The 17,250-nt window shown below is 48.8% G+C and carries 12 protein-coding genes; 5 read left to right on the top strand and 7 right to left on the bottom strand.

The features are described 5' to 3' along the window. Positions 1 to 19 precede the first annotated feature (19 nt). From ACLHR0_RS30765 to nirB, 4 genes are all read right to left on the bottom strand, one after another. Complete coding sequence (locus ACLHR0_RS30765; protein ID WP_429050648.1) at positions 20 to 1,309, bottom strand: MFS transporter; 1,290 nt, start codon at positions 1,307 to 1,309, stop codon at positions 20 to 22. A gap of 18 nt (positions 1,310 to 1,327) precedes the next feature. Next, positions 1,328 to 2,650: an alginate export family protein gene (locus ACLHR0_RS30770; protein ID WP_436491608.1), complete on the bottom strand. Its 1,323-nt coding sequence runs from the start codon at positions 2,648 to 2,650 to the stop codon at positions 1,328 to 1,330. Positions 2,651 to 2,735: 85 nt separating this feature from the next. Continuing rightward, positions 2,736 to 3,113 (bottom strand): nitrite reductase small subunit NirD, encoded by a 378-nt coding sequence (gene nirD / locus ACLHR0_RS30775; RefSeq protein WP_370908222.1) that lies wholly within the window; start codon positions 3,111 to 3,113, stop codon positions 2,736 to 2,738. A 26-nt stretch (positions 3,114 to 3,139) separates the two neighbouring features. Further along, positions 3,140 to 5,638 (bottom strand): nitrite reductase large subunit NirB, encoded by a 2,499-nt coding sequence (gene nirB, locus ACLHR0_RS30780; RefSeq protein WP_436491609.1) that lies wholly within the window; start codon positions 5,636 to 5,638, stop codon positions 3,140 to 3,142. Between the two features lie 185 nt (positions 5,639 to 5,823). Here nirB and cobA point away from each other — a divergent pair, with 185 nt between their 5' ends. Together cobA and ACLHR0_RS30790 are read left to right on the top strand one after the other, a co-directional pair. Beyond that, positions 5,824 to 6,609 carry a uroporphyrinogen-III C-methyltransferase gene (cobA, locus tag ACLHR0_RS30785; RefSeq protein WP_436491610.1) on the top strand — a complete coding sequence of 262 codons (786 nt, stop codon included), beginning with the start codon at positions 5,824 to 5,826 and terminating at the stop codon, positions 6,607 to 6,609. Then, entirely contained in the window at positions 6,596 to 7,291 is a 696-nt protein-coding gene (locus ACLHR0_RS30790) for a Crp/Fnr family transcriptional regulator (RefSeq protein ID WP_370908219.1), read from the top strand. Before cobA ends, ACLHR0_RS30790 begins: the two co-directional genes overlap by 14 nt. A gap of 67 nt (positions 7,292 to 7,358) precedes the next feature. On the opposite strand, the gene ACLHR0_RS30795 is transcribed toward ACLHR0_RS30790, so the two are convergent. After that, a complete protein-coding gene (locus ACLHR0_RS30795) occupies positions 7,359 to 8,027 on the bottom strand; it encodes a Crp/Fnr family transcriptional regulator (RefSeq protein ID WP_370908218.1) in 669 nt (222 codons plus the stop codon). 110 nt (positions 8,028 to 8,137) lie between these two features. Between ACLHR0_RS30795 and ACLHR0_RS30800 the strand changes: the two genes are divergently transcribed. Together ACLHR0_RS30800 and ACLHR0_RS30805 are read left to right on the top strand one after the other, a co-directional pair. After that, the gene (locus ACLHR0_RS30800) at positions 8,138 to 9,937 is read left to right on the top strand and encodes a chloride channel protein (RefSeq protein ID WP_436491611.1); all 1,800 of its coding nucleotides are present in this window, start codon (positions 8,138 to 8,140) and stop codon (positions 9,935 to 9,937) included. A gap of 119 nt (positions 9,938 to 10,056) precedes the next feature. Continuing rightward, a complete protein-coding gene (locus tag ACLHR0_RS30805; RefSeq protein ID WP_429050643.1) occupies positions 10,057 to 11,067 on the top strand; it encodes an MBL fold metallo-hydrolase in 1,011 nt (336 codons plus the stop codon). A 3-nt stretch (positions 11,068 to 11,070) separates the two neighbouring features. Here the strand turns inward: ACLHR0_RS30805 and ACLHR0_RS30810 are convergent, their stop codons facing one another. Continuing rightward, entirely contained in the window at positions 11,071 to 11,907 is an 837-nt protein-coding gene (locus ACLHR0_RS30810) for a class I SAM-dependent methyltransferase (RefSeq protein WP_429050642.1), read from the bottom strand. Positions 11,908 to 12,064: 157 nt separating this feature from the next. On the opposite strand from ACLHR0_RS30810, the gene acnA reads away from it, so the two are divergent. Beyond that, complete coding sequence (gene acnA, locus ACLHR0_RS30815) at positions 12,065 to 14,791, top strand: aconitate hydratase AcnA (protein WP_436491612.1); 2,727 nt, start codon at positions 12,065 to 12,067, stop codon at positions 14,789 to 14,791. A 218-nt stretch (positions 14,792 to 15,009) separates the two neighbouring features. On the opposite strand, the gene ACLHR0_RS30820 is transcribed toward acnA, so the two are convergent. Then, positions 15,010 to 17,250, bottom strand: coding sequence for a cation:proton antiporter domain-containing protein (locus ACLHR0_RS30820; RefSeq protein ID WP_429050640.1), 2,241 nt, complete (start codon positions 17,248 to 17,250; stop codon positions 15,010 to 15,012).

A 17,250-nucleotide genomic window follows, 5' to 3' on the forward strand; every position in this document is an offset into this window, starting at 1 on the left:
TAAAGGTTTTTACAATGATTTATGATACCGCTACCGGTGTTCTTACCGGTGCTTCCTCGCTGGCAGGCTGCCGGGTAAAGCGTGTGAGCATTACAATACAGGAAATGCCAATCACCACATAACCGATATACGTGAACGCCTGTACGTAGCTGATGCTGTCTGATTTAAACAGGAAGCCGAACATCATCCCGCCCAGGTTTCCCCCGGCGCCAACAATACCGCTTACCAGCCCGGCATTTTTTTCGTTAATAAAAGGCACAATCCCATAAGTGGCGCCATTTGCCATTTTCAGGAACAGTGCAAAGCTCAGCATCGCTATGATAGCTACTACCAGTGATCCTGCCTGCGCAAATAACAATAATCCGATTCCTTCCGCCAGCAGCATCAGAGCCAATAACCATCCTTTCCCTTTCATGCCAAATCTGGCGCCTGCCTTGTCTGAAATAATGCCTCCCAATGCCCGTGCAAACAGGTTCATAAAACCAAAGATGCCGGCCCAGAACCCTGCGCTGCCCTGCGAAAGTTGAAATGTATCCACAAAATGTAAAGAGGCAACGTTATCAAAAGTGATCTCCATGCCAAAACACATTCCGTATGCCATTGTCAGCGCCCAGATGCGCCAGTCGGCCAACACCGACCAATCCGTTTTATTATCTTTTTTATTATAACCAATCTCATCAAAATTTCCGTTAGGCGTATCTTTTGTATAACGGTAATACAGATACGCTACACCGAGCATCATCACTCCCGGCAGTATCATCGCATAGCGCCACGCTTCGGGCTTGGTATAACCAAAACCAACAATTGCGGCAAATATCACCGGCATCACCATGTTGGTAACGCCCCCGCCCAGGTTGCCCCAGCCGCCGGTAATAGCATTGGCGGTGCCTTTGATGGCAGGGGCGAACATAAGGGAGGTGTGAAACTGCGTAATAACAAAAGAACCGCCTATAACGCTGATGGCTAAACGGAACAGCATAAAGGAAGTATAGTCTTTTGATAACCCTACCAGGAATACCGGCAACGAACCTATCAGCAGCAGCCGGATGGCGGTTTTGCGTGGCCCCCAGGTGTCACAGAGCCGGCCAATGATCAGCCGCGCTATGATAGTGCCGGATACGGAAGCAATGATGATATTACCTACCTGCGATTTGGTTAAACCAAGATCCGTGCGGATGGTAGGCATCAGCGGCGCCAACCCGAACCAGCCAAAGAAGCAAACGAAAAACATGAGCCACGTAATATGGAACGTGCGCATCTGTATGGTATCAAGACTGAATATTTTTAATTTTTCTAAAGGAGCAGCCATGTGTTGCGTTTTTACAGGTTATTTAATCAGGAATTCGGGCCGGATATTCACCGATATGTATACCCAGTTACTGTTTGGAGCAGCGTTCTTTACATTTTTAACAGTAGGAGAAGACAGGGTAGCAGTACTCCAGAAGTGACTGTAACCTGCTTCCAGGCCTATCATTTTGGTAAGTGTGTAATTTGCTGTTACATCTGCTTCTGTTCCAAACTGTTTATTCATGCCCGTTACATCGGCTGCACTGAAAAACTCGTGTACGTCGCCGGTCAATGCCCAACGCGGTCCCGGCTTTAGTTTTGTTTTTACGTAATAATCCTGTAATCCCTTATTCCCAAATCCGCTGGCCACATAGAAATAATCCATATTACCCCAGAACTTATGCGGGGTGCCATACAGCGGATCAAAATCAGGACTGGTATAATCTGCCCCGGCGCCGGCGCTGAAAGTTTTATTTACACTATAAAAGAAAGAACCGGAAAGTAAACTGCCGCTCACCGTTTGTCCGTTCCCGTTGGTACCAAACTGATGATACGCGGCAGCTGTATAGGTAAATTTGTTAAATGCCTGTGTGTAAAACAACCCGGTGGTCATACGGGTATTTACCGCGCCTTCATATACTTTTACGGCCACATGCTCTACACTGTCGATGTGGTATTTTGAAAACTGATCCGTCAGGAAAAGAAAAGATAAGTTGCCTTTGTTCAGCTTCCTGGATACATAAGCAAACTCCAGGCTTTTGTACATGTTGCCGCCATTGGTATTTGCGGTATAATTACCGGGAGGCGTGGCATTGTACACACTGCCGCTGGCATTTTCTTTATTCTGGTTAAACGCGGCGCCCACATGCAGGGTCCACGCATTACTTTCATACTTTAATACCGCTGCATCGTGCCGGCGGCCCTGCTGCAGCCAGTCGAGATTACCCAGCAAACGGCTGTCGTCATACACCAGTTCCTGGCGGCCGATTTTCAGAGAAAGGCTCTTATTCTTCACCACAGTATCTGTCAGCAATATTTCTGCCCAGGCTTCATGCAGCATAAACCCGTTATTATCCGGGGTGGTAGTACGGTTAATGGTGGATCCGTCTTGTCCCCATACGCGTACATCCTGTACTGTCAATCCCAGCTTGATCCGGTAAGCGCTGAATCCGGCCATTAACCGGGTGCGCTGGGAAGTAAAAAAAGCTGGTGCGGCGCCTTCAGGCTGCGGAGCGCCTTGTCCGTTACGTAGTTCGGTGCGGGTCCTGAGTTGCGCACCGAGAGAGAGCTGGGCATAGCCGTACTGCGATAACAGCAGTCCGGGAAGTATCAACGATACCTTGCCTGGAAACCATTTTTTCATGTAACTTTGGTTGATTTTGAATGAGCCAATCATTTCCGGATCAGAAACCCGGTTAGCCTGCCAGCTACCGGGTTTCGTTTTTTTATTATACACCTGCCATCTCCATCTCAGCTTCTACGCCTATATACACCATGTCGTCCACGATCTTTACAGGGTAGGTAGTGAGGGAACATTCGTGTTCATCAGACAGGCAACGGCCATCTTTCAGGGAGAATGTTTTTTTATGAAAAGGACAGGCTACTTTAGGCTCGTCTTGTACAGTGCCGGTCATGCCGCGGCTGAGCGCCATCTGCTGGCGGTGGGGGCAAAGGTTCTGAGTGGCATACCATTCATTTCTGCGGGCAAAAAAGAACAGTGCTATCTGCTCCTCCTTATACTTTACGCAAACGCCGCCATTGGTAGGTACATCTGATGTTTTGCAGGCGAGGAACCAGCTGGTAGTAGTTGTGTGAGTAGTAGACATAGCAGTATATTTTTTGTGTAAAGAGATTATTTCCATTCTGCGGCTTTCTTCTGGGCGCGCATCGTTTCAAATTTTACAGTAGGGTCTTTATCAGCCGGTGCATTTACGAAGTGCGAGAAACGTTTACGCAACTCAGGATTTTCCACCACTTCGCGCCACTCGCATTTGTAGTTGTCGACCAGCAACTGCATTTCTGATTCGAGCTGGGCGGCAATACCAAGACTGTCATTCAACACCACATTGCGTAAATAATCCATGCCGCCATCCAGCTTGTTGAGCCAGGTAGCTGTACGGGTCAGCGGATCGGCAGTTTTGATGTAAAACATCAGGAAGCGATCGATGTATTGGATACAGGTTTCACTGTCGATATCTGATGCGAGTAATTGCGCATGCTGCGGTTTGGAGCCGCCATTACCGCATACATACAGGTTCCAGCCTCTTTCTGTGGCGATGATGCCAAAGTCTTTCGACTGTGCCTCTGCACATTCCCGGATACAACCGGAAACCGCCGATTTAATTTTATGCGGCGCCCGCAATCCGCGGTAGCGTTCTTCTATCCGGATAGCGAAACTCACACTGTCGTGCAGTCCGAAGCGGCACCAGGTAGAGCCTACACAGCTTTTTACCGTGCGGAGTGCTTTACCGTAAGCATGACCGCTTTCAAAACCCGCCGCAATCAATTCTTCCCAGATATTGGGCAGATCGCTGAGATGCGCGCCAAACAAATCGATACGCTGTCCTCCGGTGATTTTCGTATAGAGGTTATATTTAGTACCAATCTGACCAATCACTACCAGCTTTTCCGGCGTAATTTCGCCGCCGGGAATTCTCGGTACCACGGAGTAAGTACCACCTTTCTGGATATTGGCGAGGTAGCGGTCGTTGGAATCCTGCGCAGTGTCGTTGCCTTTGTCAAGGATCATGTCGTTCCACAAACTGGCGAGGATGGAGGCAACTACCGGTTTACATACTTCGCAGCCTTCGCCGTTGCCGTAGTGATCCAGTACTTCATCAAAGGAACGGAGTGATTTTACTTTGATCAGATCCAGCATTTCCTGGCGGGAGTACTGGAAGTGTTCGCAAACCACGTTGCGGATATATTTGCCCTGTGCCTTCATGGTGGCGGTGATCAGGTCTTTCACCATCGGCGTACAGCCACCACAGCAGGTGCCGGCTTTAGTACATTTCTTTACTTCGTCCAGCGTTTCAAAACCATCGGTTACCACCTGGCAGATGGCGCCTTTGCTTACGCTTTCACAGCTGCAGATAATGGCTTCATCCGGAAGGGCCGTAACACCGGCGCCGGTATCAGCACTGCCGCTTCTGTTACCCAGCAATAAATCTTCCGGGTTAGCCGGCAGGGCCAGTTTGTTTTTGGTGGTTTGCAGCAGCATGTTGTAGGCAGCTGCGTCTCCTATTAATATACCACCCAGCAGGAACTGGCCGTCATGGGTAATGTTGATCCTTTTGTAGGTGCCTTTAAATTTATCTTCAAATACTATACTGTGACAGCTTTCCGGGGCCGGGAACGGGTCGCCGAAGCTGGCTACATCCACCCCGATGAGTTTTAGTTTGGTACTCATATCGAAACCGGTGAAGGCTTTGGCTTCACCGGTGATATGAGAGGCGGCCACTTCTGCCATTTCATAACCCGGGGCCACCAGGCCATAGATCATGTTGTTGTAAAGTGCGCACTCACCGATGGAATATATAAAGGAGTCACTTGTCTGCATCTGTTCGTTTACCACAATCCCCCCGCGCGGACCAACGGTGATGCCGGCAGCGCGTGCCAGCTCATCCCGGGGTTTAATACCCGCAGACACTACCAGAATGTCTGCTTCCAGGATGGTATCATCGGAAAACTGTAATCCTGTTATGGCCTCTTCACCCAGTATTTCACGGGTGTTTTTGCCGGTAAGCACTTTCAGTCCCAGACTGGCCAGCTTGTTCTGCAGGATAGAGGAGCCTTGTTCATCTATCTGGCGTGGCATGAGGCGGGAGGAAAACTCCACCACATGCGTATTGTTAATACCGAGGTCCAGGAGGGCTTTGGCGGCTTCCAGTCCCAGCAACCCACCGCCTATTACGGCGCCGCTGCTGGCTCCCGGGGCATAAGCCTTCATCATTTCCAGGTCTTCTATCGTGCGGTAAATGAATACGCCTTTTTTATCCATGCCGGGTACCGGCGGTACAAATGCGGCCGAGCCGGTGGCCATTACGAGGTAATCGTAGGTTTCCACGATACCTTTATATGACTGCACTGTTTTATTAATACGGTCAATCTGCAATACCGGGTCGCCCAGGTGCAGGCGGATGCCTTGCTCTACGTACCAGTCGGCGGTAGCAAGTAGCAGGTCGTCGGCTGTTTTGCCGTCAAACCAGGAGGTGAGATGTACGCGATCGTAGGCGGGACGGGGCTCTTCTCCAAATACAACCAGTTCAATCGGGGTGTCGGCAGATTTGGAAATGATCTTCTCACAAAATTTGTATCCCACCATACCGTTTCCTATTACTACTATTTTCATTCGATTATATTTAAGGATCAGAAATCTTGAATTATATTATAAATTAATTAATATAATAGTATTTTTTGCTTTGGAGATGATTTTTAAGGTAGGCGTATGATGTTAATTATAAAATTAAGCGTTTTTGTTTTAATTTTAGGCATGCATAGCTGTTAAATAATCACATAATTTTAAATATCATATGTATGCAGGTATCAAATCCATTTCTATCTTTAGTAGGAGCAGGACCCGGAGATCCTGAAATGATCACGCTAAAAGCGATTAATACCATCCGCCAGGCCAACGTTATATTATATGATGCATTGGTAAACGAATCGCTGCTCACTTATGCTTCGCCAGGCGCGGTAATAAAGTTTGTAGGTAAAAGATATGGCTGCCATGCGCTCTCCCAACAGGAAATAAACCACCTGATCGTGGAAATGGCATTGGCCCACGGCCATGTGGTCCGGCTCAAAGGTGGTGATCCGTTCATATTCGGCAGGGCGGTGGAGGAAATTGAAACCGCGAGGAAGCATGGGATCAAAGTGGCTATTATACCAGGGATCTCCAGTGCAGTAGCAGTACCGGCATCTCAAATGATACCGCTCACCTGCAGGGGCACGGCGGAAAGCTTCTGGGTAACCACCGGCACTACCCAAAGCGGCGATATTTCGAAAGACATTGCCTTGGCGGCACAGTCCACCGCCACCGTAGTGATTTTAATGGCCATGAGCAAACTGGAAGCGATCATGGATATTTTCCGGGCACACGGCAAGGCAGCCACGCCGGTAGCCATTATCCAGGATGGCACCACGCCGCGGCAAAAAATGGTGACGGGCACCGTAAAGGATATCACCTGGCGGGCACAGGCGGCCGGTATGGGAAATCCTGCTATTATAGTGGTAGGAGAGGTAGTAAAGCTGCAATCCCTGCTGGCAGATGAAACATTACAACAATTACAAAACAGTAATACGATACATGAAGAAAGATAAACAGGGCTGTGATGGTAAAACTTGTCTCCTTTGCCGGTTATCCCTGAAAGAGTGGGCCCCGGCAACAGCGTTGTACCGGAAAAACTTTTCGTTGAACAAAGGAGAAACCCTGTTTAAAGAAGGTGATAAAGTAGAAGGTATCTACTTTATTTATGAAGGCCGCATGAAAGTGCATAAACACTGGGGCTCTGAAAAAGAACTCATTGTCCGCTTTGCACAAAAAGGCGATATCGTTGGTCACCGCGGCATAGGCGGTACGGAACACCATTATCCCATATCTGCCACTGCCCTGGAACCGGTAAAAGTTTGTTTTATAGAGATGGACTTTTTTCAGGCATCTCTTAAAATCAATCACGACCTGCTGTATGAACTGATGCTGTTTTATGCACAGGAACTGCAAACGTCCGAAAAGCAGATGCGCAACCTCGCACATATGTCCGTTAAAGGCCGCATGGCCAATGCACTGATACTGTTGCAACAAAAGTTTGGCTTTAACAAAGACGGGTTTATTGATCTTGCATTGAGTAAGCAAGACCTAGCCTCCTACATCGGGGCTACTTATGAAACCACTTTCCGGGTGTTGAATGAATTAATAGAGGAACGGTTGGTAGCAGTTTCAGGAAAAAGTATCACCATCCTGAATGAAAACAAGTTGCTCAGGCTCACAGAAACCAGTGCCTGAGGGCATTCCCGGATCAAGTCCACCTCATCGTCGTATCAACGCCGGGCTTACTTCCCCTCAATCCCCATTAAACAATATACTTCCGCAGTTTCTTCTCATTTAATATCGTAATCGCCCTTCCCTCCGCGGTAATCAGTTTCTCTGCCATAAATTCCTGCAAATTGCGGTAAATCGTTTCATAGGTGGTGCCTGCAAAAGCGGCGAGATCCTGGCGGCTGATCGTAAAATGAAGCGCCTTATGCAACCGGCTGAGTTCCAGCAAAGCATCCGCCAGCCTCCCTTTTACATCCATATGCACCAGGTTGCGCATCTTCCGTTCTGCCTCCTGTAATTCATCGGCATAAAATTGCATCAGCTTCAATGCCAGGTTGGGGTTCACTTTCAGCGATGCCTCAAAAAACGACAGCTCCGTATAACATACCGTGGTATCTTCCAGCGCAGTGGCGGAAACCGTATACAGCCGCTCACCGCTGCCTAACCCCCGGTGCCCGAGGATATCCCCCTTTTGTGCAAAGCGGACAATGAGTTCTTTTTCAGAGCCCCATTGCTTGTGCACCTTTACGTTGCCGTCATACAAAAAAAAGATCCCTTTTACCGGGCTGCCCTCCTGGAAAATTGTTTCATTCTTCTTATAAAAAAGATGCTGCCTGTGATCCGATACCGCCGCAATCCATTCGGGAATGCTGTACTGGCATAAAAAACAGGTGTTCAGATCGCAGGTTCCGGCTTTTTTCATGACTGCAATACTAGTGTTTTTTTGTGTTTTTGGAAGAAAAAATAGGTTTTAATATGATTTGAATCATATTTTTGCATTGTTTTAAAGATATAATTGTCATTTTGTATAGTATGAATCATAAAAAAGAGCAAAAGTTTGCCGGAAATATGTCAAGGAGGGTATTTTACCTGAGCCTGCAGGCATGTATCAACGCCCTGGTTATAGGCGTAGTGGCAAAAGCACTGGTGTTGCTGATCAGTCTTATTACCAACCTGTCGTTTTACGGTAAATTTTCATTTGAAGAAGCAGGGCCGGCCGGAAACCACCTGGGTATGATCGTAATAATAGTTCCTATCATAGGTAGCCTGATAGTAGGCGTGATGGCGCGTTTTGGCAGTAAAGCCATCCGCGGTCATGGTATCCCGGAAGCCATGGAGAACATCATTGGCAATGAAAGCAAGATCCCGCCGGTGATTACCTTGCTGAAACCCATATCCGCTGCTATTTCTATCGGTACGGGCGGTCCCTTTGGAGCCGAAGGCCCTATCATCGCCACCGGTGGCGCCATTGGCTCCTTCACCGGCCAGGTGATTCACATTTCTTCTGCAGAAAGAAAAGTATTACTGGCAGCCGGCGCTTGTGCCGGTATGGCCGCTATTTTCGGCAGCCCGCTGGCCGCTATCCTGCTGGCCATTGAATTATTATTGTTCGAATTCTCCCCCCGCTCAGTGATTCCCGTGGCCATAGGCTGTATCGCCGGCGCCGGTATGCACATCCTGTTGTTCGACAGCAACCCGGTTTTTGCTATGCCCCCCATCCCCGCGGTAACCGATATTGCCCTGGTCACCTATGTGCTAATGGGTGCCGTAATAGGTGTAGTCGCCGCTTACGTGTCAAAATCTGTTTATTTCGTGGAGGACCTGTTCGAGAAATTACCCATCCACTGGATGTGGTGGCCGGCACTCGGCGCCATCGCGGTGGGCGTGATCGGCTACTTCGCCCCGCACACCATGGGAGTGGGCTACGATAACATCAAAACATTGCTAACCGGCACCGCACCGCTGGCACTGCTCGTATCACTTTGTATCCTTAAATATCTTTCATGGGTGATTTCCCTGGGTAGCGGCACTTCCGGTGGAACGCTGGCGCCCCTGTTTACCATTGGTGGCGCCTTTGGCGCCTTACTGGGCGTGGCCGTAATACAATTATTCCCCGGCAGCGGCATCAATATCGCCACGGCAGCGTTGATCGGTATGGCCGCTATGTTTGCCGGCGCTTCCCGCGCATTGCTCACCGCCATCGTATTTTCACTGGAAACAACCGGGCAAACACATGGCCTTCTGCCGCTGATAGCTGCCTGCACAGCCGCTTATTTCGTATCGTTCTTCCTCATGAAAGGCAGCATCATGACGGAGAAGATCCGCCGCAGAGGCGTTGCCACCCCGGAAGAGTATACGCCCGATATGATGCAGCTGATTAATGTGGCGGCCGTTGCTACACAACCTCCTGTTATATTGCAGGAGCAAATGACGCAAGCGCAGGCAGACCAGTTATTGCAAACCGTCTTTTATCACTACCGCTACTTGCCGGTAACAGATAGCGCCGGGCAGTTTAAAGGCTATGTTAACAGGCAGCAGTTGTCGGCCGGAAGCAATACGCCTGTCCGCGGGCTCCTGGAGTCATCTGCACCATACCTGTATCCCGCCGATAATATCAATCTCGTTACAGAACTCTTCGATAGCTACCCGCCGGATATCCTGGCGGTACTCGACAAAGGAAAGAAATTGACAGGCATCGTTACTGCCGATGGCGTGCTGAGAACCTATGGTGAACGCCGCAAGGCCACCGCAAAGTATCACTCTGCTTTCTATGGCAATACCCGCCTGCTGCGGTTAATGGCCCGGGGAAAACGATTGCTGGCACGATCTTAACCTGCCGGCATTAAAGGTTGAAATACGGGTCCGCTCTTTTGAGCGGGCCTTTTTTTATACCGGGTAAAATATTCCTCCGCACTGTCCGTCTTCGTATAAAAGCTTCTTAACTTTAATACATGCAGCGGAAATTACCTTCCATAGAAGAAAGAATACAACACTCGCAGAACTTCCGGAACGGGGCGTTTCAGAACCTCTCCGTTACGCCGATGAAACCTGACGATGTTACCTATTTTACCATGCTCCGCAAAGTACTGCGACGCCCGGCGGATGTTCGCCCCCCGGGAGCGATGCCTTCCGTACACACCAACCTGAAAACATTATACTCGGAGAAACCGGTGGTCATCTGGTTTGGTCATTCGTCGTACCTCATCCATGTAAAGGGCTTTAATATATTGGTAGACCCGGTTTTCAGCGGCAGCGCATCCCCCATGTCATTTATGGTAAAGGCTTTCCCGGGAGCAGATGCCTATACGCCCGCTGATATGCCGGAAATAGATCTTTTGATCGTCACTCACAATCACTATGATCATCTTGATAAAAAAACATTAGCACAGCTGAAACCACATACAAAGCGCATTTATACCAGCCTTGGCGTTGGTCACGACTTACAGCGCTGTGTGGCAACAGGCAACAACGTGACGGAAATGGACTGGTGGGAAACCCGTGAAATTGCTACAGACATCACCCTAACGGCTACGCCTGCACGGCATTTCTCCGGCCGCGGATTCAAAAGAGGTGGCAGCCTGTGGTCTTCTTTTGTACTGGAAATTTTTGGGTATAAGATTTTTATCGGGGGAGACTCGGGATACGACACGCATTTCAAAGCCATCGGTGATAAATTCGGTCCCTTCGATCTCGTGATACTGGAATGCGGACAATACAATGATTACTGGCCTTTCATCCATATGAAACCGGAAGAAACCGTGCAGGCGGCTGTCGACCTGCAGGCAAAAGCCCTGCTGCCGGTGCACTGGGGCAAATTTGTGCTGGCCATGCACGCCTGGAATGATTCCCCGAAAAGAGTGACCGCCGCCGGTGCACAAAGAGGATTGCTGGTTACTACTCCCCGCATAGGAGAGCCGGTAGTTGTAGGCGCACATTATCCGCAGGAACACTGGTGGGAGTAATACCTATATCCGGAAACTCACCATTTCCACAATGCCTTCACCGGGTGCATGAAACAGCTGATTGCCCCCGGTGAGTCTTTTTTCCGTTTCGCACAAAGGCTCCACTGTTTCAAGTATGCCATCCAGCTGATACAGCAATCCTGCTATGTCTGCACGGTTATTCACATTGATGGGCCGGCCAATATAGCTTTCCAGCACCTCTTTTACCGCTTTGTGATGAGACAAAAAATTTACAGGCACCTCTTCCTCAGATAAAGAATAATCCAGCATTACCTGGTTGTGCCGGAACTGCGTTTTAAATAGTTGCATCACCTGCACAAACGCCTGGTTGGGGATGTAGTGAAGCACACCCTCAAAAATGATGATGGCCGGAATCTCTTCGCGGTAGCCATTTTTTAATAATTTATTCCATAGCAGCGCCGTATCTGTTATATCGCATTTGATGAAAGCGATCAGCGGATTGCCAGGAATAATTTCTTCGTATAGCCGTTGCTTTTCTTCAATATACCCATTGTCTACTTCTATGATCCGGCTGATCTGCTGCGGGTAGTTTTCCAGGAGATATAAAGATAAAGGGTCCAGTCCGGCGCCGAGCATAATTACCTGTTGTCCTGCAAATTCAGGGATGCGCCTGTGCAACATCCTGCGGATGCTCTGTTTGCGCAGGCAGATCATATCTGTAACAAATGGATATTGCCGTTTCAGCTCATCATATAAACCACTGGTTTCACTGAAATCGATCGCTTCCATATATTGTTGCTGCAGTGGAGAGGTGTACAATTGCATGGCTGCTTCCAGCACCAGGCGGGAAGTGGAGGGTACTTTTAATTTTCCGGTCATTTTGAGGTGCATTTACAATAAAGCTAATATAGCGCAATGCATAGGTACGGCAGGGTTATTTTAATATGAAGCGTTTATAAACGATTCATAATAAGGTATCTTTAATAAACAAAATGGTAGCATCATTGTTTCATTAAAAATGTCAACAACTCAGCTTATGCAGCCACGTATCGCATCACTCAGCAAACTGGAACAGGACGGAAGAAAAATCTCCCGGTTGCCTTTCTCGATCAGGATCTTACTGGAAAATGTATTGCGGAACCACGACAACTTCGCCATCACTGATGAACACGTGGAAACACTGGTGAACTGGGATCCTGCGGGAACAGACAACGAAATACCTTTTAAACCGGCCCGCGTGCTGATGCAGGACTTTACAGGCGTTGCCGCTGTGGTGGATATCGCTTCCATCCGTGCGGAAGTGATCCGCAAAGGGAAAGACGGCGCTAAAATTAACCCGGCCATACCGGTTGACCTGGTGGTAGATCACTCCGTGCAGGTAGATTTTTTCGGAACAGACTACTCCTACACAAAAAATGTGGCCTATGAATATGAACGTAATAAAGAGCGTTACCAGTTGCTCAAATGGGCGCAACAGGCCTTCGATAATTTTACGGTAGTGCCTCCGGGCATGGGTATTTGTCACCAGGTAAACCTGGAATACCTCGCCAAAGGCGTTATTAACCGTGATGGTTGGCTGTTTCCCGATACATTGGTGGGCACAGACTCTCATACTCCCATGGTTAACGGTATCGGCGTATTGGGCTGGGGCGTAGGTGGTATTGAAGCCGAAGCAGCTATCTTAGGCCAGCCTATCTATTTCTCCTGCCCCCAGGTGATTGGGCTGCGGCTCACCGGCCGGTTGACGGAAGGCGTTACTGCTACGGATATGGTGCTTGCCATTACACAGCTGCTGCGTAAATATGGGGTGGTCGACAAATTCGTGGAAGTATTTGGCGACGGTCTGGACTTCCTCTCCGTGCCTGATCGCGCTACTATCTCCAATATGTCGCCGGAGTTTGGCTGCACCGTTACCTATTTTCCGATAGATGCACAAACGTTGCAATATATGCATCGCACCAACCGCTCCAAAGAGGATATTGCGCAGGTAGAAAACTATTGCAAAGAAAATATGCTCTGGCGTCATGGCAGCGAAGAAATCACCTATACGGATATCATTGAAGTGGACCTCGGGCAAATACAATCCGCTGTGGCCGGGCCTAAGCGCCCGCAGGACCGTATCCTGGTCCGTGATCTGCACAATGAGTTTGAAACCCTGCTCAGCAAGGAATTCAAGCGCATGTACACGCCTGAAGGCAAACGGCGTGATACCGCCTGGCTGGCGGAAGGCGGTTCCGGCACCACCTTTACCTACGAAATACAGAAGCACGTGGAAGAAGTAGCGGTGGAACTCGACTATCTTAAATCCGTACGTATTAAACTGAAAAATGAAGAATATGTGCTGAGCGACGGCGCCATCACCATCGCCGCCATCACCAGTTGCACCAATACTTCCAATCCAAGTGTAATGATAGGGGCAGGGCTGGTAGCAAAGAAAGCGATCAGTCGCGGGTTATATGTGAAACCCTGGGTGAAAACAAGCCTGGCGCCGGGTTCACGGGTGGTAACCGAATACCTGACGCGCTCGGGTTTACTGGCTGAACTTGAAGCATTGCGTTTTCATATTGTTGGCTACGGTTGTACTTCGTGTATTGGTAACAGTGGTCCGCTGCCGCCTGCCATTGCGGAAGCGGTGGAAAAAGGCAACCTGGTGGTGGCATCGGTACTTTCCGGTAACCGTAATTTTGAAGCAAGGGTACATCCGCAGGTAAAGATGAATTTCCTTGCTTCGCCGTTGCTGGTAGTAGCTTACGCCATTGCCGGCCGCATCGATGTAGATATACTCACCGCCCCGCTGGGCTATGACCCTAACGGCGAACCGGTATACCTCCGCGACATCTGGCCTACACAACAGGAAATCAATGATACCGTAGCGGCCGCAGTAAAGCAGGAAGACTTTGAAAACATCTATAAGGTAATATTCGACGGCGACGAACAATGGCGCGGTTTACTGGCGCCCTCGGGCAAAGATTATCACTGGAGTAACGACTCCACCTACATCCGGGAAGCGCCGTTCTTTAAAGGGCTCTCTGAATTTCCGTCTTCCGTGGAAGATGTAAAAGACGCACGCGTGTTACTGAAGCTGGGAGACTCTGTTACTACAGACCATATCTCCCCTGCAGGCTCGTTTAAACAAGACACGCCAGCCGGTAAATACCTGCTGGACCGGGGCATTGATCCGCGTCTCTTTAATTCTTATGGCTCCCGGAGGGGAAATCACGAAGTGATGATCCGCGGCACCTTTGCCAATGTGCGTATTAAAAATGAGTTGTCACCCAAAGAAGGTGGCTTTACCACTATCATTCCATCCGGAATGGTGTTGCCCATTTATGATGCGGCACAGCAATATGCGGCCACAAAAGTGCCGCTGATCATACTGGCGGGAAAGGAGTATGGCAGCGGTTCTTCGCGCGACTGGGCAGCAAAGGGCACCAATCTCCTCGGCGTAAAAGCAGTAATTGCGGAAAGCTATGAACGTATTCACCGCAGCAACCTGGTAGGCATGGGCATCCTCCCGTTCGAGTACCTGGAAGGAGAAAATGCAGCTATTTTAAATCTAACCGGAACAGAATCATATACCATCAGCGATATCTCCACCGGTCTTGTTCCCAACAAAATACTAACGGTAACGGCTATCCCGGCTGAAGGGCCGCCCATTATTTTCAAAGTAAAATCAAAGCTGAACTCCCTGATAGAAATCGAGTATTATCGCCACGGAGGCATTTTACAGTATGTGCTGCGGGCGTTTCTTGAGAAGGCTTAAACGCGAATTTTGTCTTGGCTCAGGATTACGCTGATTATACTGATTAGCTGGATTTTTACTTTTGGATTTTATAAAGGATTAAGGGAGATAGCAGCGGATATATTCGCTGTTATCTCCCTTAACTATTATTGAATCAAAAAATCAAAAAAAATCCAAAAAGTAAAAATCCAGCTAATCAGTATAATCAGCGTAATCCTGAGCCAAGACAAAAACTCGCGCTACCTGCCCCGCGAAAATTCCAGGATCTTCCGGCGGTTGCCTACCAGCCACACTACATCTTCCCATTCAAATGCGGTTTCGGAAGCGGGGTTGAGGATTTTCTCGCCGCCGCGGGCAATGCCTACTACGAGTGCCTGCGTTTTTTCCCGGATGCCGGAACCGCGGATGGTCTGACCTTTGAGGCCATTGTGTTCATCCACTACGATGCTGGTCAGGCCGATGTTTTCGTCAGCTACATCGTCGCTTCTTTCTACGTTGAGGGTGTTAACCACACGGTTAAATTCCTCCAGCTGCGCTTCCGTACCAATGGCGGTAAGGATGTCGTGCGGAAATAATTTCTCATCGCGGGTGGGTGCGTAGATGGTCACATTGCCTCTTTTAATGGCGCCTACGTTAATGCCGTACTTTTCCCGCAGCTGCAGATCTATCAGCGGTTTATCCACCAGGGTAGACCAGGGATCAATTTCTACTTCAGATACCTGCGCATCCCAGGGCAGTAAATCTGCTGCCGTAGCCTTATTATTGGCTGCATCGGCAGTTTCACGGGCATTCAGATTGGTCAGGAAACGGCTTTCAATACGGTTATAATATTTCTGTAGTTGTGAACGCAACACCAGTAGCACGCATGCCAATATAACGGCAGTACCCATTAACGCCTGCCAGAACGGAAAGTACTGGTTTACCAGGAAACCTACCAGCAGTACGGCCACCACATTACGCACTACTTCCACCACTACCAGCGGACCGTGATTGTATTTGGAATCCAGCCATAACGCCTTATAGGAATTGCTCGAAATTTTCTGCACCATCAAGGCCCAGATAAATGGCGACATCATGGCAATACCGATGATCACACTCAGTAATTCCGCCAGGAACAGGTTCTTCACATATTTAATCACAAACGGACCGATATAATAGGTGTTGAGTAAGATCACGGCGAACATGATCACTGCATTCAGTACAATCACTTTTACATAACTGCGCAATACAATACGCCAGTCGCTTTCCGCCTGTAAGGTTTGTGAACTGGCACTGTACCGGTTAAGGGTAGTTAGCCAGCGACCAGGGATGATCTTCTCCAACCAGTTATAAAATGGCACGGAAAACTTGATCATGTAAGGTGTAGTGAAGGTGGTAATGGCCGAAACGCCCACTGCTACCGGGAAAAGGAACTCGCTGGTTACTCCGAGGGAAAGCCCCAGTGTTGCAATAATAAAGGCAAATTCACCTACCTGCGCCATACTCATACCCACCTGGACAGCCTGTTTCAGCGGCTGACCGGATAACAACGCTCCCATTGTGGTGGTGAAAAATTTCCCGGTGATGGTTAACAACGTTATCCACAGTACCGGCCACCGGTATTCTACAATCATCTCCGGGTTGATAAGCATACCTACCGATACGAAAAAGATAGCGCCAAAAAGATCTTTTACCGGTTGTATGAGGTGCTCCACTTTTTCAGAGGAGGTGGTTTCCGCTATGATGGAACCCATGATAAAGGCGCCCAGCTCCGCGGAGAAGCCCACTTTGGTGGCCAGGATCACCATGCCCAAACAGAGCGCTATACTCAGTATCAGCAGGGTTTCTCCATTGAGGTAGCGTTCTATTTTCTTCAGTGCGGTGGGTAAAAGAAAAATCCCTGCCAGGAACCAAACCGCCAGGAAGAACATCAGCTTGGCAATGGTAAACAGCATCTCCGTTCCTTCAAATTTCCGGCTCACCGCCATCGTAGATAATAATACCATCATGAGGATCACCACAATGTCCTCTATCACCAACACGCCGAAAACTATTTTGGTAAATGACTTTTTCTTGATACCTAATTCTTCAAAGGCACGGATAATGATAGTGGTAGAGGAACTGGCCAGCAAACCTCCGAGGAACAGGCTGTCCATAAAACCCCAGCCCATCAGTTTACCGGTAAAATAACCGGCAACAGTGATCAGCGCTATTTCTACAAATGCGGTAATGGTGGCGGTACCCCCCACCCGCATTAGCTTTTTAAAACTAAATTCCAGTCCCAGTGAAAATAAAAGGAAGATAACACCGATTTCAGACCAGGTTTTTATCCCTTCTGCATCCCCGATAGTAGGAAACAGTTTGAAATTGGGCCCCACTATAAATCCAGCGATGATATACCCCAGCACCATCGGCTGTTTCAGCCGTTTAAATAGTAATGTAATAACTCCCGCCGCTCCTAATATTAATGCCAGGTCAATGATCAATGATGGTAGATGCAT

This window comes from Chitinophaga sp. ARDCPP14 (assembly GCF_051362515.1).
In the GTDB taxonomy this organism is placed as follows: Bacteria; Bacteroidota; Bacteroidia; order Chitinophagales; family Chitinophagaceae; genus Chitinophaga.